The sequence below is a fragment of the Burkholderia sp. JPY481 genome (assembly GCF_038900515.1).
Taxonomy (GTDB): domain Bacteria; phylum Pseudomonadota; class Gammaproteobacteria; order Burkholderiales; family Burkholderiaceae; genus Paraburkholderia; species Paraburkholderia youngii.
The window spans coordinates 1-19,534 of sequence record NZ_JAYMRT010000024.1 but is presented as its reverse complement, the minus strand read 5'-3'; the positions used below and the strand labels follow the sequence as shown (position 1 = coordinate 19,534).

Sequence of the window (19,534 nt, the reverse complement as noted above, 5' to 3'; positions counted from 1 at the left end):
TCGAAAAGCAGTTCATGCGGGTTCGCGCGGCTTCACCGCACGGTCTTTCCGCCGGCCGCGACCGTCACCGCGACGATCAGCACGCCGTAGACGATCGCGCGCACGCCCGCGTCGGCGCCGAGCGCATTGAGCGCGGCGTTGGTGAGGTACAGGAACATCGACGCGCCCCACACGCCGACGATCGTCGCCTTGCCTCCGGCGACCAGCGTGCCGCCGATCACGACCACGGCGATCGAGATCAGCATGTACTCGACACCCATGTCGAGCGACGCGCCGCCCGAAGTCGCCGCGAGCAGCAGCGCGGTGAGCGCGGCGATCATCGAGCACAACGCGTACGCGACGCAGCGCGTGCGGTGCACGTCGACTCCGGCGAGCCACGCGGCCCGCGCGTTCTGCCCGATCGCCGAAAGCCTGCGGCCATACACCGCGCGATGCAACAGCACCGCGAGCGCCGCCGACAGCGCGAGCGCAAAAAGCGCGATGTACGGCACGCCGACGAACCGGCCGGTCGCGAACGCGCCGAGCGCGGGCGGCGGCGGCGGCAGCTGCCGGCCTTGCGTGATCGCGATCGACTGGATGATGAAGCTCGACGACAGCGTCGCGATGATCGGCGGAATGCGCAGCAACCGGATCAGCAAATAATTCGCGAGGCCCACCGCGACGCCGACGCCGAGCGCGGCTGCGACGCCGAGGGCGACGCGCGCGTCCGATCCGCCCATCACGTGCATGCCGATCACGCCGGCGAGGGCGATCGTCGACGGCACCGAGAGGTCGATGTTGCCGACACCCGACGTGATCACGAGCATCTGTCCGAGACCGACCAACACCATGAACACGCCGTACGTGAGCGCCGTTTGCGCGACGTTGCTGGCGATGCCGAAGCCGAACACGCCGACGATGCCGAACCACACCAGCACCGCGCCGACGAACGACCACGCCCACGGCGCCTGAAGTTCCCTCAAGCGCGTGAAGACGCCGTCGCCGGCACCGATCGCGCTGTCCGAAGTCTGCGATTTCATTGACGCTCCCCGCGTTGAAGCAGCACGCGCAGCGACAGCACGATGATCAGAATCGCTCCTTGCATGCCGACCTGCCAGTCAGCCGAAATGTTGAGGAAGGCGAGGAACGATGCCGCAAGCGTCAGCGTTATCGCGCCGAGCACGGCACCGATCACCGACACGCGTCCGCCGATGAATTCGCCGCCGCCCAGGATCACCGCCGCGATCGACAGCAGCGTGTAGCGCAGCGCGAGATTCGCGTCGGCGGAGGTCGTGAGGCCGAGCAACGACAGCCCAGACAGCACGCCGAAGATGCCCGCGATCCCGTACAGCGTCGCCTTGCTGCGCACGAGCGACCAGCCGAAGCGACGCATCGCGCGGGGATTGCCGCCGGCGCCGCGAATCCGCACGCCGGCCGAGGTGCGCATAAGCAGCACATGGCCGATGATCGCGATCACCACAGACCACACGATCGGCGCCGCGATCAACGGCGTCTGGTAGTTCATTGCGGTGCCGAGCCAGCCGGGGCTCGTGCCGCCAGGCGAAGGCAGCAGCACGATCGCGAGGCCGCTCCACACGAACGAAAGCCCGAGCGTCACGACGATCGACGGGATTTGCCGCAGCTCGATCAGCGCGCCGACGGCCGCATACGCCAGCACGCAGCCGACCAGCGCGAGCACGCCGAGCCAGGGCTCTTTCGCGAGCAGCGTCGCGCCGATGCACGCGACCAGGCTCACGAACGAACCGATCGACAGGTCGAGATCGTTGACGGTGATGATCGCGAGCTGCGCGAGCGTCGCGAGCACGATCGGCACCGCGAGATTGAGCAGCAGGCTGCTGCCGAAGTAGCTCATCACCGCAGGCTGCATGATCACGATCGGCACCAGCACCGCGATCAGCGAGATCGCCGGAAGCAGTGCGCGCAGGCGCGCCTGAGTGTTTTGGACAGTGAAGCGTTCGACTGTAAAGCGCGCGGGCGTCATGCGGCCTGCTCCTCGAAGCTCGCCGCAAGCAGCGCTTCTTCCGTGCATTGGTCGGCAGAGAGCACACGCGTGACCGCGGCGGAGCGGAATACATACGTGCGGTCGCAATGCGACAGCTCTTCGTTTTCGGTCGTGTACCAGATGAAGGTGCGGCCCTTGTGCGCTTCGTCGTGCACGAGCTGATAGATATCGCGCTTCGTGCCGACGTCGACGCCGCGCGTGGGATCGTCCATCAGGATCAACTCCGCGTCCGACGCGAGCGCGCGCGCGAACAGCACCTTCTGCTGATTGCCGCCGGACAGCGACAGAATGCCCGCGTTCATCGGCGCGCCGCGTATGCCGATCTTCGTGCGCCACGCTTCGACGAGCGCGCGCGCCGCGGTGCGATCAACCAGACCTCGCCGCGCTTTCGCGCCGCCGAGTAGCCACCGCAGATCCAGATTCTGCGCAATCGACCAGACCGGAAACACGCCGTCGCGGCCGCGGTCGCCCGCGACGAACGCGGCCTTCACGCGGGCGGCGCCGTGACGCGTCGCGGCCTCGTAGATCGCGAGCAGCGCCTCCGTCTGCCCTTGTCCGGCGAGTCCCGCAAAGCCGACGATCTCGCCGCGCGATGCCTCTATCGACGTGCGCTTATGTGCGCCGACGTTCCAGCGGAACGCGCGTTCGCCGCCGCGCGCGTTGCTCGAGCGCGCGGCCGTGGGGGTCTTGTCCGCTTCGAGCTGCTGGCCCATCGCCTGGATGATCGCCGCGCGGCTCGACGCCTCGCGCGGCAACACGCCGACGATGCCGCCGTCGCGCATCACGGCCACGCGATCCGCGACACGCTCGATCTCGCCGAGCATGTGCGTGATCAGTACGCACGTGATACCGCGTTGCGCGGCGCGTCGCACGAACGCGAGCAATTGATCGGCGGTATGCGCGTCGAGCGATGAGGTCGGCTCGTCGAGAATCACGAGCCGCACCGGTGTGTCTGTCACCGTGAAGCCGCGCGCGATCTCCACCATCTGCTGTTGCGTGAGCGTCAGGTCGGAAACCAGCTCGTTGCCCTTGAGCCCATTGCCGGGGAAGATTTCATCGAGTTTCTCGCGCATCAGCGCGGTCGCCTCGCGGCGCCAGCCGCGCCCGCGCAATTGCGGATGCACGATCGTCATGTTCTCGGCGACCGTCAGGTTCGCGCACAGCGACAACTCCTGGAACACGCAGCGCACGCCCGCATCGCGCGCGGCGTTCGCGTCGTAATGCGGCGCGGGCTGGCCGTCGACGACGATGCGCCCCTGCGTCGGCGGATAGACGCCGGCCAGCACCGCCATCAGCGTGGACTTGCCGGCGCCGTTGTGTCCCGCGATCCCGACGCATTCTCCGCGCTGGAACGCGAAGTCGATGTCGGCGAGCGCGCGTACCCGGCCGAAGACCTTGCCGATGCCTTCGAAGCGAATCAGCGCGCGCTGCTGCTCGTTGCTTGATGTTGCTCCCATTCACATGCCTCCATGCTTGGCGACGCGAACTGCCTGCTCGAATTGCTTGCTGGGATGTGACCGGACGCGCTTACTTCTTGTCGAGCAAGGCCACGGTCTGCGGTAACGTGTAGGTCACGTCGGCGAGCCCGCCGGGCGGCGTCGCTGCGAGCTTCGCCGGCAATTCCTGTTCGGAGATTGCGAGCAGCGGCACGTTGATCGTTACGTCCTTCGGAATGTGCTTGCCGGCGAGCACCTGCTGCGCGACCCAGAACGCGAACGACACAGCGCCCGGCGGGTTCGACAGCGAGCGCGACTGGTAACCGGTCTTCGCCTGCTCGTTCCACCACTGGAGTTCCGGGTAGGTGCTGCCGATGATCATCGGCGGCGTGGGTCGATTGGCTGCCTTGAACGCCTGCGCGATGCCGAACGACATCTCGCCTTCGGTCGCGACGCCATCGACTTGCGGCAGCGTCGGAAGAATGCCCGCGACGGCCTTCTGCGCGACCGACTGCGTCCAGTCGCCGTTCACCGAGCCGACGAGCTTCAGGCCCGGATGCTTCTTCAGCCCTTCGAGCACGCCTTCATGCATCAGGTTGTCGACGGAGATGCCGGCCACGCCCCGCACTTCCAGGACGTTGCCTTTGCCGTTCAAGCGGGTCGCCAGGTAGTCGACGCCCTGTTCGGCCCAGCCCTTGAAATCAAAATTGATGCGATACGCGCACGGCTCGTCGACCACACCGTCGAACGACACGACGACGATGCCCGCCGCGCATGCCTTCTTGATCGTACCGTTGAGTGCGGTGGGCGACACGGCGTCGATCACGATCGCGTTGTAGCCTTGCAGGACCAGGTTTTGCACCTGCTGCGCCTGCTCGGTCACCTGGTTTTCAGCGGTCGTGAACGCGGGCGCGGCGGCGATCTTCTTGTCGCTCACCGCCTGTTGCGCGACCGTGTTCCAGCTCTTGAGCATCGACTGGCGCCACGCGTTGCCCGCGAAGCTGTTGGATAGCGCGATTTTCTTTTGCGACGTATCGCCGATGGCGACCTGTGCGTGCGCCGCGCTGCCGACCATGCACGCTGCGAGCACGAGCGCGGCCCTGACATCGATTCCTCTACGGAACATTCTGTCGTCTCCTATGGTTTTTCTTCGCGACATGACGCGGCTTCACTGGCAGTGCGCCGCTATCGGTCTGTATTGATCGCTGCAGCGGTCAGGCCAATTATTCTGGTCAGGCCAATTGATCGCGGAGCCAGTATAGCGACTGGTTTTGGCGCGTGCAATGCGGTTGGTTACCGGTAACGAATTTAGGACCGAATCAGCGCGGAGACGACAAAGAGCCATCGCTTTGAAGCGGAAAAGAGAAATTGCACCATGAAAGGCAAACCGCGAACGTCGTCGACATAGCCGAATTGCTGTCGGAGTCCCGCGCTGCTGGGCTTGGAAGGACAAGACACCGGTCCACAAGGCCGTCGTGGCGGACACAACCACGCCCCGGCACAGAAGAAAGAACTAGGGAAGTGTGACCGGAAACGCCTGCCACCATGGCCAGCCGATCCTCTCGAGCTACGTCGAGTCGGCTGTCAACCAGGTGGTCAGCAAGCGTTTCGTGAAGCGGCAGCGGATGGCCAGGCGAACGCTTCGCGCCTGATGTCCTCCAGCCGGTCAGGTACGAAACTCGGATTTCAATGCCTGATAAAGCCGCCGATACCGTGCGAACCGGTCTCCCAGCACGCTCCGAAGCGCCGGGTCGGGTTCATATCTTTCAACGACGGCCGGCGTTTTGACCACGGCAGCAAGTGTTTCCCGTTCACATGCAAGACGAGCGAGGCGACCTGCTCCAAGTGCCGCGCCGAGTTCGCTGCCTTCATTCCGATTGAGTTCGAAGCCCAGTGCGGAAGCACAGAGTTTCCCCCAGAATGCGCTGCGCGAGCCACCGCCCACAAACGAGGCGGCGCTCAGCGTCGTTCCCGCAGCCTGCAACGCGGCGTATCCATCCGCCATCGCGAACGCGACACCTTCCATCACGCTGTAGGCGAGATGCTGAGCACCGTGCGCTGACGTCATGCCATAGAAGATGCCCTTTGCAGTGGCATCGTTGTGCGGCGTGCGTTCTCCGTTCAAATAGGGCAGAAAAATAGGCGCTGTGGCGCTTTGTCCCGAAGGTGCGATCTCGATCAGTTCGGCAACGCTGCTCTTAAGCAAACCGGACAGCCAGTGCAGGCTCGCCGCTGCGCTGAGGATCACGCTCATCTGATGCCATTGCTGCGGCACGCAATGGCAAAACGCATGGACCGCCTGCCCCGGGTTCGGTGCATAGCCGTCGGTCGCGGCGAAAAGCACGCCTGATGTCCCCAGCGACAGAAACGCATCGCCCGGCCGGGCAACACCAATGCCAATTGCGCTCGCGGCGTTGTCACCTGCGCCGCCACAAACCGTCACGCTGCCGTCGAGGCTCCACTCGCGCTGAAGTTCTCCCCGCAGTTGGGCTGCAGGCTCGCTGCCTTCAACCAGCCGAGGCATGTTCTCCCTCGACATACCGATCGCGGAGAGCATGCGGTCCGACCAGTCCCGTTTCGCGACGTCGAGCCAGAGGGTTCCCGAGGCGTCGGACATGTCGGAGGTAAACTCGCCAGTCAGGCGCCACGCAATGTAGTCCTTCGGAAGCAGCACCTTGTGCACGGCACGAAAGACAGCGGGCTCGTACTTCGAGAGCCAAAGCAGCTTGGGCGCCGTGAAGCCCGGCATGGCCTGATTCCCGGTGATACTGCGGGAATCGGGCACGAGCGCCTCGAGCTCCACGCACTCGGCGTATGCGCGTGTGTCATTCCAGAGGATCGCCGGACGCAGAACATTGCCACTGCGATCGACTAGCGTTGCACCGTGCATCTGGCCGGAGAGGCCGATACCGCGCAGTGCCCCGAACACGCGAGGGTGCTCGGCGCGGATTGCCGCTATGGCGTCGAGCGTGGCGTTCCACCAGTCCTGAGGGCTTTGCTCCGACCAGAGGGGGTGAGGATTGTCGACACGCAGTCCAGCCCGGCTGCTGGCGATGACGTTCGAGTCGGCATCGGTGAGCACTACCTTCACCTCGGACGTACCGAGGTCGATTCCCAGATAACTCAAGGTGTATTCCCAACGGTGAGTAGGCGGCCGCGCCGCCTGGCATGGTCTCAGGCCGCAGCCTTGTGTTCGCGTGACGGAGCGTCGTTGAGTCGGTGCAACGCGCGAAACCTCGAAGGCGGAATCCCTTTTTGCGTGAGAAACTGCCGGTTGAAGTTTGATACGTTATTGAACCCAACGCGGTAGCAGATCTCGGTCACTCCGAGATCCGAACACATGAGCAGCTCACAGGCTTCATTCAGGCGCAGCCGATTCTGATACTGGATGAACGTGCAGCCGGTGTGACGTTTGAAGAAACGCGTAAAACTGCTGACGCTCATGCCCGCCATTTCTGCGACGTCGACTTCGCGCAGGTTTCCGGCGAGATTCTGCTGGATATAAGACAGTACCTGGTTGATGGTCGACGACATATAGCGCTGCGCACTGACGTTGTACGCCGGTCCGGCGAGCAGCTTCCTGCTGCTGCAGGCGATTAACTGATCGAAGATCGACATCAGCAGCATGACGCGTCGCGCACCGTGCGCACCGGAGAGTTCCTGCATGACAGGGGCGATCGCGAGGCCGAGTGCGTCCGGAAACTGCATGCCTTGCGACGCCTGGTCAATCAGCGCCATCACAGGACTGAGTTCGGCAAAAGCCGCGACCATCCTGTCGACGGCATCGCGTGAGAACTGCAGCACGAGGTCGCGGGACGGCACGCTGGCACCGCCGTCGCTGTCCGTCACCCAGTTATGCGGCAGATTCGGGCCAGTCAACACGATATTGCCGGGTTGGAAGTCCCCTATGTGGTCCCCCACAAAGAACTTCCCCGAGGAGGCACGGATCACGTGCACTTCGTATTCCGGGTGGAAGTGCCATTTCGCGACCGTATGCGGATAGTCGTGCACCCAGGCGCGAAAGGACTCGTCCTGACGGGTATGGACCAATTCGAGATCCGGATTCATTGTTCTCGCCTCCACAGCAACTCTCACTTCGCGTGACATGCGCGCGCTTGCACGCTAATGTACTCCGAGGCCGGACGCCGCGTGCAGGCGCGCGGCGGGTAGGGGCGCCGCCGCCTCATCTGCCGGCTCGAGCGAAACATTTTCTCCGGTCGCGACGTCGAAAACATGCAGATCCCGTTCGTGGAACGCGAGCTTGACGTGATCTCCGGTATGAGGCGCGGCACTCGCCGGAACCAGTGCGGTTACACGTTCACCCGAGCAGTCAACGGTAATGAGCGCTTCCGCGCCCAACACTTCAACGAGCTCCGCCGCACCGTTGAGCACGAGATCTCCGTCCGTTGTCCCGGATTCTGGAATCCGTACGAAATTAGGCCGGACTGCCAGTTTGATCGTCTGCCCGTCCTGCAAGCGCCGAAAACGGTTCGCGCGTAGCTGCCAGTGACCGGCGGCAGACGAGACAGTCACTCGCTCGCCTGTGCATTGCACGGAGCCATCGAGAAAGTTCATCGCGGGCGTGCCGATAAAACCCGCGCCAAAAATCGTGCGCGGATACCGGTAAAGCTCGGTCGGCGTGCCTTCCTGCTCGATGTGACCGCCTCGCATCAGAATGACGCGGTCGGCTAGCGTCATCGCCTCGAGTTGGTCGTGCGTCACGTAGACGGTGGTCGTTTTGAGGCGCTGATGCAAGCGCTTGATGTCAGTGCGCAACTGTGCCCGCAGCTTGGCGTCGAGGTTCGACAACGGCTCGTCGAACAGGAAGACAGAGGGCGTCTTGATCATCGCCCGGGCGATGGCGGCGCGCTGCTGCTGGCCACCCGACATGGCGCGCGGCTTGCGTTCGAGCAGGGCGTCCAGATTCAGCAGGGCCGCCACTTCGCGCACGCGGCGGTCGATCTCCGCCTTGGGCGTTTTGAGGCGCCGCAGGCCGAAGGCAATGTTCTCGTACACGCTCATGTGCGGATACAGAGCATAGTTCTGAAACACCATTGCAACATTGCGCTCGCGTGCAGGCACATCGTTCACTACCCGGCCGCCAATCGACAGGCTGCCTCCGGAGATTTCCTCCAGCCCCGCGATCATGCGCAGCATCGTCGATTTGCCGCATCCCGACGGCCCCAGCAGCACGACGAACTCGCCTTCGTCGATGTGCAGGTCGAGAGGATGCAACACCGGCTGCCCCCCGTCGTACTGCTTCGTCAGTCCTTCGCAGACAATATTCGCCATGATTCAGTCCATTTCGATCTGGATCTTCACGTCCTCGGGCCGACCGGCTGCGGCTTCCTCGAACGCCTTGATGCCTTCTGAAAAGGCGAATTTGCGGGAGATGAATGGATCGACGTCGATCATTCCCGAACTGATCAGGGCCAGCGCCCGCGGGAAAATATTCGCGTAGCGGAACACGGATTCGAGCCGGATTTCCTTCGCTTGCATGGCTACCACGTCCAGCGCGACCGGGCCTGGCGGCATGCCCACCAGCACCGCGCAACCGCCCGGACACACCAGATCCAGCAGTGTTTCGAAGACCTTCGCGTTGCCCGACGCTTCGAACACGACATCGGCGCCCCAGTCTTCGGTCACCCGACGCACCACGTCGACGAGCGATTGCTCGGCGGCATTCACGGTGGTCACCGCGGGATTGCCGGCGAAATGGCGCAATTTCTCTTTCACGACGTCTGCCAGGATCACGCGCGACGCGCCGCCCGCGAGCGCCGCGAGTGCCGTCATTGCGCCGATGGTGCCGGCGCCGATCACGACCGCCACGTCGCCGGGCTTCATGGCGGCCTTCGTGGCCGCTTGCAGTCCGATCGACAGCGGCTCGACGATCGCCCCTTGCGCGAACGAAACATTGTCGGGCAGGCGGTAGGTGAACGCGGCTGGGTGAACCACGTAGGGTGTCAGGCAGCCATGCACCGGCGGAGTGGCCCAGAATCGCACAGCAGGGTCCAGGTTATAGAGTCCGCGCATGGTCGCACGCGAGTCGAACTGCGGCACTCCGGGTTCCATGCAAACCCGGTCGCCTACCTTCAGGTGGCCCACCTCGCTACCCACCTCGACGATCGTGCCCGATGCTTCATGACCGAGCACCATAGGTTGCTCGACCTTGAACGGCCCAATCCGGCCGTGCGTGAAGTAGTGCACGTCACTCCCGCACACGCCAACGGTATGAATGCGGACCTTGACGTCGCGCGGCCCGACGGCGAGCGGCAAATCGATGTCCCGCAGGCTCAGGCGTCGAGCTTCTTCCAGTACAAGTGCCTTCACGACATTCTCCTCATTTTCCTTTGAGCATTGAGTTCAGCAAGCGGATCAGCACGCCCACGAAGATGATCGGTGGCAGCGCGAGCAGGACCGTCGACGCATTGATCACGCCCCACGGCACTTCCTGTCCGAGCGACGTAAAGGCAGACGCCACGACGGGCAGGGTGGCGCTGCGCGAGGACGTCAATGCGAGGCCTATCATCAGTTCGTTCCAGACCAGCACGAAACTGAATATGATGCCGCCCAGCAGCGTGTTGCCACAGGTCGGCAACGCAATGCGCCAGAACACCGCGTAAGGTCCATAGCCGTCGAGCGTGGCGGCCTCTTCGATCTCGCGCGGCATACGCTGGAATACGGGTATCGACAGCCATGTGATGGTGGACAACGTCGTCAGCAGATAGGTGACTATCATCGAGAAACGCGTGTCATACAGACCCAGGTCTACCCAGATCGCAATGAGTGGAATCGCGATTGCCACGGGCGGCAGGAAACGCAGCGACAACAGAAAGAACTGGATGTCGCGTTTTGCGGGAACGTGAAAACGCGCGATCACATAGGCCGCCGGCACGCCGAGCAGCGTGCCCAGCACGACCGCGGTGCCCACGATCACGGAACTGTTCTCCAGCGCGATCAGCACCTCCGGGCTTGAAATGACCTGCCGGTAATTGTCCAGAGTCGGCGTAAAGATGAAACGCGGCGTAGGTGTGACGATATCGAGCAGGTTTTTCAGCGAATTGAGGACCGCCCAAAGGACGGGAAACACCGCCACCACGGCGAGCGCCACGCCAAACAACAGGATCGTACTGCGGGAGATCAGTCTTCCCATTTGTTCACCCGCTTCCAGATCAGCGTGAAAATCAAGGTTGTTGCGGCCATCATCAACACCGCCATGCTCGATGCGTACGACACCTTTCCCGCGAGACCGATCCCCTGGGAGTACGCATACAGGTCCAGCGTTTCGGTGGAGACGCCCGGGCCGCCTTTGGTCATTACGTAAATCAGGTCGAACGAGCGCAGCGATTCCACCATCTTGATGAACACGAGACTCATGATCGGCGCCTTGAGCATCGGCAGCGCGATGTACGCGTAGACCTGCCAGGTGCTCGCATAGTCGAGCCGTGCCGCTTCGAGCGGCTCGGGCGGCAGCGTTTCGAGCAGCTTTAGCACGACCACCGAGAAGAACAGCCCCCATTGCCAGACATCGACCAGCGCGACCGCATAGAGCGCGAGCCCCGGATCGGAGAGAAAGGCCGTGTTCGTAAAACCGAACAGACCGACCAGCCAGCTGAGGATGCCGTTGAGCGGCGAGTACATGAACTTCCAGATAAACGCCGCGGAAACGCGTGGCAACAGCACGGGAATGATCAACAAAACACTGATGGCATTGCGCAACCGGCCGTGCACGTGCTCGAACAGATAAATTGCAACGACGATGCCGAGCGCGACCGCACCGAGCACCGTGACAATCTCCCAGATCACTGAAACTTCAATGGAGTTGATAAAGCGCCGGTCGGCGGCAAGGCGCACGAAATTGCGAAACCACACCAGTTCGCTATCCGGGTAGCGCAGCACGCGATTCCTGAGCGCGAGGTTGATTGCCGCGACGGTCGGGACGAATCCCAGCACCGCCATCGCAACGAGAGGCGGTACAAGAAACACGAACGGAAGGCTAGTCTTTCCGCGATTGAACATTCAGATCTCCAGCATCGAACCACTCAGGAGCGTCTGCTGCCGCTCCCGTTCGCAGAGGGGATTCGCGCGCCTCGCGTTCATCCCCGTGCTGCTGCTCACTTGCGCGCATGCTCCATGGCATCCTGCGCGTACTGGGTCGAATCGTTCAGCGCACCCTGAATGTCCTTTTGGGTGCCCGTAAAGATCTCCTCGAGCGCCACGCCGAGGTTGTCGCCGATATCCGGCCATTGCGGGCTTGGCCAGAACGTGACCTTCGACACCGGCGTCGTATCCTTCAATCCGGCGAGGATCTGCGGCTTGACGTGCTTCTGGAAGTAGTCGCTTTCGATCGTGCTGGTGCGGTTGTAGTCGCTGAATACGTTCTCGCGCAAACGCGCCTGCTCCTGTTCCTTGCTCGTTGCCCACGCGATGAACTTGCCTGCGGCCTGCCGGCTGCATTCGTCCTTCGCGCCAACCGCGGAAATGGCCAGGCCATGCCCGTAAGCAGCGGAGGGCAGCGGTGCCGGCGGCCGGACGTAGCCGACCTTGTCAGCGACACTCGACTTGGTGGGGTCTTCCATCCAGTCGGCGAACGGAGTTGACTCGATCATGAACGCCACCTTGCCGGAGCGGAATGCCTCGAGTGCGTTGCTCCAGTCGTAGGTGGTCGAGCCGGGAGGTGCGTACTTGAAGAGGTCCGTGTAAAGCTGCGTGGCCTTGACGGCGGACGGCGAATTGAACGCGGGTTGCTGCTCCTTGTCGGTCCATGTTCCGCCTTCAGCCAGCATGAACGGAGCCCAGCGCCAGACGTTCATTCCAGAGCCGCGCTGGCCTCGCGCAACCCAACCGTAGAGGTTCGGCGGCGCGTTCAGCTTCTTGATGTCGGCAACCAGTTCGTCGAGCGTGCGCGGCACGGGCATGTGTGCCTTGTCGAGAATATCCCGGCGATAAAAGAGGAAATCGGAACCGCCAATCAGCGGCGCGAAATACGCGACGCCCTTGTAGCTCGCTACGGCGCGGCGTCCGGGGAGGAAATCGTTGTAATCGGCATCCTTGGGGTAGTACTTCAGCAAGGGCACGATCCAGCCCGCTGTCGCGAACTCGGAGACGTTTGCTTCATCCACGTAATAGACCTGGTAGGACCCAGCGCCGGTCGATGCGTCGAGCCGTGATTTCGCGCGGCGGTCGTTCTCTCCGAAATAGCTGATTTCGATCTTCGTGCCGGTCTTCTTCTGGTAGTCCGGCAAGGACTTTTCCATCACGGTCAGGCCGAGACTCTTCTGCGCAAGCACTTTGAGGACTGGGACGTCGCACGTTTGCGCGACCGACACGATCGGCACGCTCGCGCTCAGCAGTGCACACAGTGTGCAATAGGGGAACCTTTTCACCGCTGTCTCCTTGTAGGTTTTCGTTCGAATCCGCGTTATCGGGCGGCGAGTTTTGCCTGCCGGCAGATAGCGAGCACAAGTTAGCACCTAGCCGGAGTGCCATCCACACCAAAACGGGGCAGTTTGTCTGTACTTTTTGCTCAGTTTTTGTGTGCAGCGCAAAATTTTGTGTCGGTCCGTTCAGCGGAAAACCCGCTTGTATGCGTCCTGAGCTGCCGAGAGGCCGATCTGACGCGTCTGCTGCAAATCGCGCCAGCGAATCGGTTAGCGTTTTGAACTGAACGAATAGAAGAGTCGGCGATGAGTAAGCCGAAGAGCCTGGAGCAACTTTTCGCCGACCGTCACGGCGCTCGTTGGAACGGCCGGTGTGGACTTGCCCGGCCGCGGTCAATTGTGGGCCAGCGCGAACTCGCCGCGCGCACGATCTTCCAGATCACAGTGCCTGCCAGATCTCTCTGCTTAAGTATTGGTGATGTTTTGTGCAATTGTCGACCGCCGCGAACACCTTATGCCGGATCGCGGCGGACCTCGATCACCATTCAGCAGGAATTGGCACCCGCTTCACCGCAGTCGATGTGGCGGCGATTTCTCCCTGCGTGCGGTGTCGGCAGGTAGGGGAAGATCGTATAGATGCCGTTCGCGGTCAAGTTGCTGCCTTCGGCACCGATGTTGAAGTTCACGCCATCACCCAGCAACAGATTGCCCGTCGGCGCGCCTGTCAGGCGGCCCGCAACGACCCTCAGTGCGATATCGGTCACGTCGTCATTCGGGCGCCGCCCATTGGGCCAGCCGGCGTTGTCCCCAGCAAGAACGGAGAGGCGACGCTGCTGCGCAGGTGGTGTCGGAGAAACACCCAGATCGAGCCGCAGAAGTTCCGAGCAATCGCGTGCGCCGCACGTCCCAGTCTGCGGTTGGGACGGATACTTGAGAAGCACGTTGACCAAATCGGTCCGGTTAGTCGTGGGAATCGTCAAGCCGAACCGCAGGTTGAGTGCAGTCGCCAGCCTTGAGTTGAGATAGAAACCCAGGAAGTGCGCTTCGTCGTCCGGATCGGTCGCATTCCATTTGTCTTTCGTGTCGGTCCCAATGATCAATTCGTTGACGAGTGGATTGCCCATGCGGGACACCTGCACCCAACGTCCGGCTCTGTCGTCATCGCGGTCCATTCCGCGGCCTTCCCGACGCAATGTGGACACGTACGCGCCGATTACGGCATTGGGTTTAGACGTCACCGTGCTGATTGGCACTTCGATCGCAATGGAGCTGATGTTGAAGCCGGAGAACGTGTCATTGCCAAAAGGATTCACGTGATCGTTGGCATCCTCCGCCGGTGTCAACACGGGTGGCGTGCGGCGCAGATTGACAGTGTCGAACACTGCCCCCAGGTCGATGTAGAACGTCTCACCGCGCTGGCCGGCAAAGACCTTGCCGCCGTTCGCCAGCAAGTAGATACCCTGTGCGGCCAGGGCTTCGCAATTGGGCATCGTTAGCGGTCCCACGTTGGACGGGACCGCGAACATCGTCTGGGTACCCAGATTGGTGCGCTCGCCGTGACGCACTTGCGTCACCGTGTAGCTCTGGCGCAGGATCAGACCGTCCGAGCCCGGGCCGTCGAGCGCAGTGATCGGCGGTAGCGCGGCATATGACAGCGGCAGCTGTTGGTTCGCCAGATCCCCGCGCAATTCGGTCTTGAAGCGGATTTCATAGACGAGGTCGTCGGCCCTGCCGTTGCCATTGGTGTCGACGTTGATGCGATAAATCACGTCATCGCCGAAATTGAAATAGTTCGGCCCGGCGTCAGGGTCCTGCATGGGAATCACGTTCAAAATGAAAACGACGTTGTTAGGGTTCGTCCAACTCCGGAACATGTAAAAGTCGGTGTTGTCGGCGGTCGGGTCGTTCGCAATCAGGGGGGCCTCGCGGTGACTGGCAGCGAGTGTTCCACTGCTCCAAAGCGCCGCGGCGCAAAGCGCGACGGCTGCCATGATGCGGGCAACAGATCTCATGGTGTTCTCCTTCAAGGTTATAACGGGGCGGCCAACGAGCCAAATATGGCAACGTTAAGTGCGCGCTCGACTAGCCAGATCATGGCGATGGTCGCGGTCACCGCTGAGCCGCCGGCAAGTACCACGCGCCGGTATGTCCAGGTTGCCCGCAACGAGAACGCCAGTGGCAGATAAGCGAATACGATGGCGAGTTGTCCTGCTTCGACGCCAAGATTGAATCCCGCGAGCGACAACGCAAGCGAACCTGCCGGCAAGCCGAGGTCGTGCAACGCGCCTGCAAAACCCAATCCGTGCAGCAGGCCGAAACCGAACGCCGCCATCCAGCGTCCGTTCGTCACGTGCGGAAACAGGTTATTTAGCGCCGCCAGCACTACCGACAAGGCGATGCCCGATTCAACGAGCCGCGAAGGCAGCACGACGATCGATAGCGCCGCCAGCGTGAGTGTGATCGAGTGCGCCACCGTAAATGCGGTCACAACCTTGGTGACATCGACGAGTGCCTGGCGAAACGATGCGCCCGGCTGCCATGCACGCCCCTCACGAATCAGCACCGCAGGCAGCAGCAGCGAGAGCAGGAACAGGATGTGGTCGTATCCGGTCCAGATGTGCCATACGCCTTCGTTCAGATATATCGCGAACTGCGTCAACGGCCCGCCGGTATCGGTACCGACAATGCGGTGCGGCGCGTCAGCGCTAAATATGACGCTTCGGCTCTGGCCATTCTCGACGAAGTTGAGAAGTCCCCGATGCTGGGGATCAAGGCCTTCGAACAGCCGGTAATCAATAGAAAGCGTTGGGCTCGCCCGCGGACATTGTCCTGTGAACGTCAGCACTGCGTAGGTGCCATCAGTGTGCGAGTCGATCAGTTGCCCAGCCGGTTCGAGCGCACAAAGTTTGCCAGCAGAGGACACCTTGAGGTGTGCAAGCGCATATGCCGCGATATCGCGCTTTCGCGCACGTACTTCTCCCCACGTGATGTCCCCGTCGCCGTTCTCATCGAGCCCAAGCGCGTTGTCGAGATCGCGTAGCGCGATATCCCACTGACCGCGCAGCGCTTGCCCGCTGCGCTCAAGCGTGAGGTAGGCGTCGCTTGCCTTATGCGCAAACGCGGGCGCTATCAGCAATGCGAGCATTAAGGCGAGGAGGACCCGTTTCATTGCCGTACCTGCAGCAGCGTGGCGATCGCCACATCTTCGAGATGCATTGCGGCGACCCAATCGGATGCGTTCTTTAGGGCATCAGCATCGCCGGCCGCGCGCGCGGCTTCGATCAGAATCCGCAGGTCGGACGGCTCGCGTTGGACCAACCAGTTTTCGCGCGCGAGAATGAGTGCCGCTTTGGCGTCATGTTCCACTGTGAGACGAAAGCGCGCCTCCTCCCTGCGATGCACGCTATCCCCGCGGCGACGCGCAGCGTCAAAGCGCGCCGAAAGATCCTCACGGTGCGCAGCGAATGACTCGCGCAATTCCGGCAGCTGTTGCTCGGCCAGCACTAAACGAAGCAGCAGCATGTCGTTTTTTGCAGCATCACGCAAAAGTGGCAACAACTCTCGCGGACGACCGCGATCTAGCAGAAAATCGGCGTATGCCCCCTGCAGATAAGCGTCATGCGGGTCGAGCGCAAGTGCGTCGCGGAAATGTCGCTCGGCTGCATCGAAGTCGCCGCGGCGAGCGGCAATTTCCGCGGCGAGCGTCAACGCCCACTCGCGCAGATCGAGGCTGCCGGCACCTTGCGCAAGCACCTGCACGAGCGCCCCGTATGCGCTCGCTGCGTTGCCGGTCAGGCTCGCCGGTGTCGCATCGCACCCCATGACGACGATGGGTGCAACGAGTCCCCTCAGTTGCTCGCAATCGTGCCGCGCGTCCGCGTAGCGCCCGCGCACGCTGAGCACTGTGGCGCGCGTCAGTCGCGCCTGCGCGAGCGCTGGATGCGCGGCCAGCAACCTATCCAGATCGGCAAGCGAGCCTTCGAAATCATGCTGGCTTTGCTTGAGCGTCGCGCGCAGCAATAACGCGGTCGGCGGCACATCCTCCGCGTCCCACCACGGCGCCAGCGCGGCCTGCGCCTGGCCGAAGAAGCGCGGATCGCCCAGCCTGCGCCCCGCTTCGAGAGCGCGACGCACGACGGACACTGCGAGGTTGAGATCGCGCGGGTTCATCATCAGCGTCGCGCGCATGCGCTTCAGTTGCGCAAGCGCCGGATCGTTTTTCTCTGGAAGGTGTTCGAGCACCACGCCGTCGCTTTCGGGTACATACGGTTTCGCCCAACTCTCGCCTGAGAGCAGGACAAGCGCGGCTACCAACGGTACGAATCGCCAACCCGACATCGACCTTCCCCTTCTGCATTGGGATATACGCGAAAGGTCCCGATCCGGATGCAGTCTGCGGTCACTGTTTCTTCCAGCGTCTTGCTTTTGGCTGCGCAATTTGGGCGTCCGCCACGTCAGCGTGGTTCAGCATGACGGGTTAGCCAGAAGTAAAGCCGGTTTCGCTTGACGTCGATGTTGGTCGCACCGGGTCAATCACAGCCTGCTACGCCGCCTGCGCGGGAGAGTGAAGAGCGAAATAATTAATGTCGATCGCGTGAGGATGTCTGCGCTATACAGCCGCTCTACCTTCAATTAGATTCGTCTGTAACGCTCTGCACATAGCGCACGCGCGAATGAGCCTTTTCGGGGTTCGAGTTGCATTTTTGGCTTTCCGGTTCGATTTGTAGGCGACTTCTCAATCACATTCAACGCTTAAGATCTGTCATGAACCGTCAATACAACGATGTCCTAAGCCACAGCGTGGGGGCAGCGCCGTCAAATTGGCGGCGTTACCTTGCTACGTCTCAATCAGCCGTTGTGAACAAGGAGCTTAATAACGCGCTTCATGCTGGAGGCAAGTACGTACAGACTCATCTCTGTGTTAACTCGCACCGTCGCCATCATATTTGCAGCGACGACCGGAGTTCGCGGCACTCCGACCGACGATGCCCTGTCGGTGCTCGGCGACCCGCGTACGGCGGGGGGCCTTAGCTCTTAGCCCAACGAGAAAAAAGGACGTTCACAGACCGCAGGCCCGATCGATGTCCCGCCTGATTTGTGCCATCGGCGGTAGTCAACCTTCCGGGTCGAATGTTCCGAGCGGGTCGGTGCTGAAGTTCGCTTGATGGCTTCAACTATTGAATCACCTGGATAAACTGACCCTGCCGGACAGATTTTCGTTCCGGAATAACCCAGCTTGCTGCATCGTTTAATCGTGAGGCAACACGTCATCGGCCGCGCGTTTTTTCGTGGCGGTTTGAATTTGTGAAGCACGCCGATGTGCCGGGCGACGCCGACGACTTCGCGCGTCGAAACGTCGGCGATACATGCAAGAGTCCATCATGGACAAGATACTTGGCTTTGGGGCGTTACTCGTCTACGTCAGCTTTTCTGCCCCCGCGTTCGCGCAAGCATATGACGGCTTACCCATACAGGCCAACAGCACCAATTGCCGCGCGGTCGCCGGTCAGGCGAACATCGACGGTTCGATGCAACAGATCATCGGGCGCGCGTGCCTGCAAAGTGACGGGACATGGCAGTTCGAGCAGAGTCCCGATGGCGGGGCGTTGTGGTATTCGGTTGCCGCCTACCCATATCCTGACCCGTGGTGGTGGGGGCCGCCGATTTTCATCGGCGCGGGTGTGAGCTTCATCTTCGTCGATCGTTTCCATCACTTCCACCACTTCCGTCATTTCCATCAACTGGATCACAACCACTTCGGCAACCCGGTGGGCGCGGGCTTTCACCGCGGACCTTTCCCGAGCGGCGGCATTCGTGGCTTCGGCGGCGTTCGAGCGTCCAGTGGCATGCGCGGCTTCGGCGGCATGCAAGCGTCCGGCGGCATGCGTGGCTTCGGCGGCATGCAAGCGCCCAGCGGCATGCGCGGCTTCGGTGGCATGCGACGGCGCTAGCCCGACCCGCACGGCAATTCTGTAGGGTAGTTTCTTGCCCAGACCCTCTGCATCAACATTGATCACCAAAACTTCGTGCCGGCGTTCCCGGCCACGTGCCCCAGCATCGTTGCTGTTGTAGTGGCGTCAGCGGGGGGCCTCCCATTAGGGCGCCGGGTTCCATGTCGTTCGGACAGTCGCCTCCGAGTGCGACGAGTGACCGTTTGCAGATTCTGAGCCGCTGTCCGAATGTCCGACCGGCGGTACGAGCGAATGACCCTGCCTGACCGACACTGCCTGACGCGATCGGCTCAGACCCGCAACAGACCCGAGAGCAGACCCTCATGTTTCGGTTTTCGGTTCGGCGATTTCACCTGCGAGCAATGACTACATTGTTCGAAGTAGCGTGCCTGCGGCCTGTATTACACGCGTGCGTATCGAGGGCACACCCGACGCAGCCACGCTGCGTGTTGTGTTGCGTACGTTGGGCGCCGCGGCGGAGACTGATGCGTGATCGGTCTTCCTGTCGGCACGCGTGTGTGGCTTGCTGCGGGCGTGAAGGCATGCGGGCATGATTCAACAGTCTCGCCACCAAGGTGCAGACGGTGCTTGAACCGGATCCGTTCTGCGGGCAGGTCTTCGTGTTTCGTGGCAAACGCGGGAGTCTCGTGACATAGTGCATCCTTTGGTTAGAAGCCCGGCAACTTGAGTGACTTCTCTGCTTCCTGTCGGGCCTTGAAGTGAGGCGGTCGCCTTTCCTTGATAGCCCGTACACCTTCCCTGACG

At 62.1% G+C, this 19,534-nt stretch carries 15 protein-coding genes and 1 pseudogene; 2 read left to right on the top strand and 14 right to left on the bottom strand.

What is annotated here, in order from left to right:
- Positions 1–32: 32 nt before the first annotated feature.
- The 14 genes from VSR82_RS33975 to VSR82_RS33910 all read right to left on the bottom strand — a co-directional run bounded on the left by VSR82_RS33975 (position 33) and on the right by VSR82_RS33910 (position 17,156).
- A complete protein-coding gene (locus VSR82_RS33975) occupies positions 33–1,019 on the bottom strand; it encodes an ABC transporter permease (protein ID WP_498858478.1) in 987 nt (328 codons plus the stop codon).
- A complete protein-coding gene (locus VSR82_RS33970) occupies positions 1,016–1,981 on the bottom strand; it encodes an ABC transporter permease (protein WP_152853071.1) in 966 nt (321 codons plus the stop codon). Before VSR82_RS33970 ends, VSR82_RS33975 begins: the two co-directional genes overlap by 4 nt.
- The gene (locus VSR82_RS33965) at positions 1,978–3,459 is read right to left on the bottom strand and encodes a sugar ABC transporter ATP-binding protein (RefSeq protein WP_429462747.1); all 1,482 of its coding nucleotides are present in this window, start codon (positions 3,457–3,459) and stop codon (positions 1,978–1,980) included. The genes VSR82_RS33970 and VSR82_RS33965 overlap by 4 nt, the downstream gene beginning before the upstream one ends.
- 70 nt (positions 3,460–3,529) lie before the next feature.
- Positions 3,530–4,564: an ABC transporter substrate-binding protein gene (locus tag VSR82_RS33960; RefSeq protein ID WP_429462746.1), complete on the bottom strand. Its 1,035-nt coding sequence runs from the start codon at positions 4,562–4,564 to the stop codon at positions 3,530–3,532.
- A gap of 540 nt (positions 4,565–5,104) precedes the next feature.
- Positions 5,105–6,565: a xylulokinase gene (gene xylB / locus VSR82_RS33955; protein ID WP_498858477.1), complete on the bottom strand. Its 1,461-nt coding sequence runs from the start codon at positions 6,563–6,565 to the stop codon at positions 5,105–5,107.
- A 47-nt stretch (positions 6,566–6,612) separates the two neighbouring features.
- Positions 6,613–7,506: an AraC family transcriptional regulator gene (locus VSR82_RS33950; RefSeq protein ID WP_410850932.1), complete on the bottom strand. Its 894-nt coding sequence runs from the start codon at positions 7,504–7,506 to the stop codon at positions 6,613–6,615.
- 54 nt (positions 7,507–7,560) lie between these two features.
- Positions 7,561–8,730: an ABC transporter ATP-binding protein gene (locus VSR82_RS33945; protein WP_410850933.1), complete on the bottom strand. Its 1,170-nt coding sequence runs from the start codon at positions 8,728–8,730 to the stop codon at positions 7,561–7,563.
- Between the two features lie 3 nt (positions 8,731–8,733).
- Positions 8,734–9,768, bottom strand: coding sequence for an NAD(P)-dependent alcohol dehydrogenase (locus VSR82_RS33940; RefSeq protein WP_368584250.1), 1,035 nt, complete (start codon positions 9,766–9,768; stop codon positions 8,734–8,736).
- Between the two features lie 10 nt (positions 9,769–9,778).
- On the bottom strand, positions 9,779–10,591 hold the full coding sequence (locus VSR82_RS33935; protein WP_410850935.1) for a carbohydrate ABC transporter permease: 813 nt from the start codon (positions 10,589–10,591) through the stop codon (positions 9,779–9,781).
- Entirely contained in the window at positions 10,579–11,457 is an 879-nt protein-coding gene (locus VSR82_RS33930) for a carbohydrate ABC transporter permease (RefSeq protein WP_184129560.1), read from the bottom strand. The genes VSR82_RS33935 and VSR82_RS33930 overlap by 13 nt, the downstream gene beginning before the upstream one ends.
- 95 nt (positions 11,458–11,552) lie before the next feature.
- The gene (locus VSR82_RS33925) at positions 11,553–12,824 is read right to left on the bottom strand and encodes an ABC transporter substrate-binding protein (RefSeq protein ID WP_368584248.1); all 1,272 of its coding nucleotides are present in this window, start codon (positions 12,822–12,824) and stop codon (positions 11,553–11,555) included.
- 539 nt (positions 12,825–13,363) lie between these two features.
- Positions 13,364–14,830, bottom strand: a complete 1,467-nt coding sequence (locus tag VSR82_RS33920; protein WP_498858476.1) for a DUF4331 domain-containing protein — start codon at positions 14,828–14,830, stop codon at positions 13,364–13,366.
- Positions 14,831–14,847: 17 nt separating this feature from the next.
- Positions 14,848–16,047, bottom strand: coding sequence for a HupE/UreJ family protein (locus VSR82_RS33915; RefSeq protein WP_429462742.1), 1,200 nt, complete (start codon positions 16,045–16,047; stop codon positions 14,848–14,850).
- Positions 15,984–17,156 (bottom strand): tetratricopeptide repeat protein, encoded by a 1,173-nt coding sequence (locus VSR82_RS33910; RefSeq protein ID WP_368584245.1) that lies wholly within the window; start codon positions 17,154–17,156, stop codon positions 15,984–15,986. Before VSR82_RS33910 ends, VSR82_RS33915 begins: the two co-directional genes overlap by 64 nt.
- Positions 17,157–18,199: 1,043 nt before the next feature.
- Here VSR82_RS33910 and VSR82_RS33905 point away from each other — a divergent pair.
- Together VSR82_RS33905 and VSR82_RS33900 are read left to right on the top strand one after the other, a co-directional pair.
- The gene (locus VSR82_RS33905) at positions 18,200–18,769 is read left to right on the top strand and encodes a hypothetical protein (protein WP_429462740.1); all 570 of its coding nucleotides are present in this window, start codon (positions 18,200–18,202) and stop codon (positions 18,767–18,769) included.
- Positions 18,770–19,335: 566 nt separating this feature from the next.
- Positions 19,336–19,425: pseudogene (locus tag VSR82_RS33900) on the top strand (hypothetical protein); the annotation flags it as partial.
- Positions 19,426–19,534 lie beyond the last annotated feature (109 nt).

What these genes read in the sequence shown, in the direction of transcription:
- VSR82_RS33975 (WP_498858478.1), bottom strand. Translation starts at nt 1,019, where the DNA reads ATGAAATCGCAGACTTCGGACAGCGCGATCGGTGCCGGCGACGGCGTC.
- VSR82_RS33970 (WP_152853071.1), bottom strand. Translation starts at nt 1,981, where the DNA reads ATGACGCCCGCGCGCTTTACAGTCGAACGCTTCACTGTCCAAAACACT.
- VSR82_RS33965 (WP_429462747.1), bottom strand. Translation starts at nt 3,459, where the DNA reads ATGGGAGCAACATCAAGCAACGAGCAGCAGCGCGCGCTGATTCGCTTC.
- VSR82_RS33960 (WP_429462746.1), bottom strand. Translation starts at nt 4,564, where the DNA reads ATGTTCCGTAGAGGAATCGATGTCAGGGCCGCGCTCGTGCTCGCAGCG.
- VSR82_RS33950 (WP_410850932.1), bottom strand. Translation starts at nt 7,506, where the DNA reads ATGAATCCGGATCTCGAATTGGTCCATACCCGTCAGGACGAGTCCTTT.
- VSR82_RS33945 (WP_410850933.1), bottom strand. Translation starts at nt 8,730, where the DNA reads ATGGCGAATATTGTCTGCGAAGGACTGACGAAGCAGTACGACGGGGGG.
- VSR82_RS33935 (WP_410850935.1), bottom strand. Translation starts at nt 10,591, where the DNA reads ATGGGAAGACTGATCTCCCGCAGTACGATCCTGTTGTTTGGCGTGGCG.
- VSR82_RS33930 (WP_184129560.1), bottom strand. Translation starts at nt 11,457, where the DNA reads ATGTTCAATCGCGGAAAGACTAGCCTTCCGTTCGTGTTTCTTGTACCG.
- VSR82_RS33920 (WP_498858476.1), bottom strand. Translation starts at nt 14,830, where the DNA reads ATGAGATCTGTTGCCCGCATCATGGCAGCCGTCGCGCTTTGCGCCGCG.
- VSR82_RS33910 (WP_368584245.1), bottom strand. Translation starts at nt 17,156, where the DNA reads ATGTCGGGTTGGCGATTCGTACCGTTGGTAGCCGCGCTTGTCCTGCTC.
- VSR82_RS33905 (WP_429462740.1), top strand. Translation starts at nt 18,200, where the DNA reads ATGGACAAGATACTTGGCTTTGGGGCGTTACTCGTCTACGTCAGCTTT.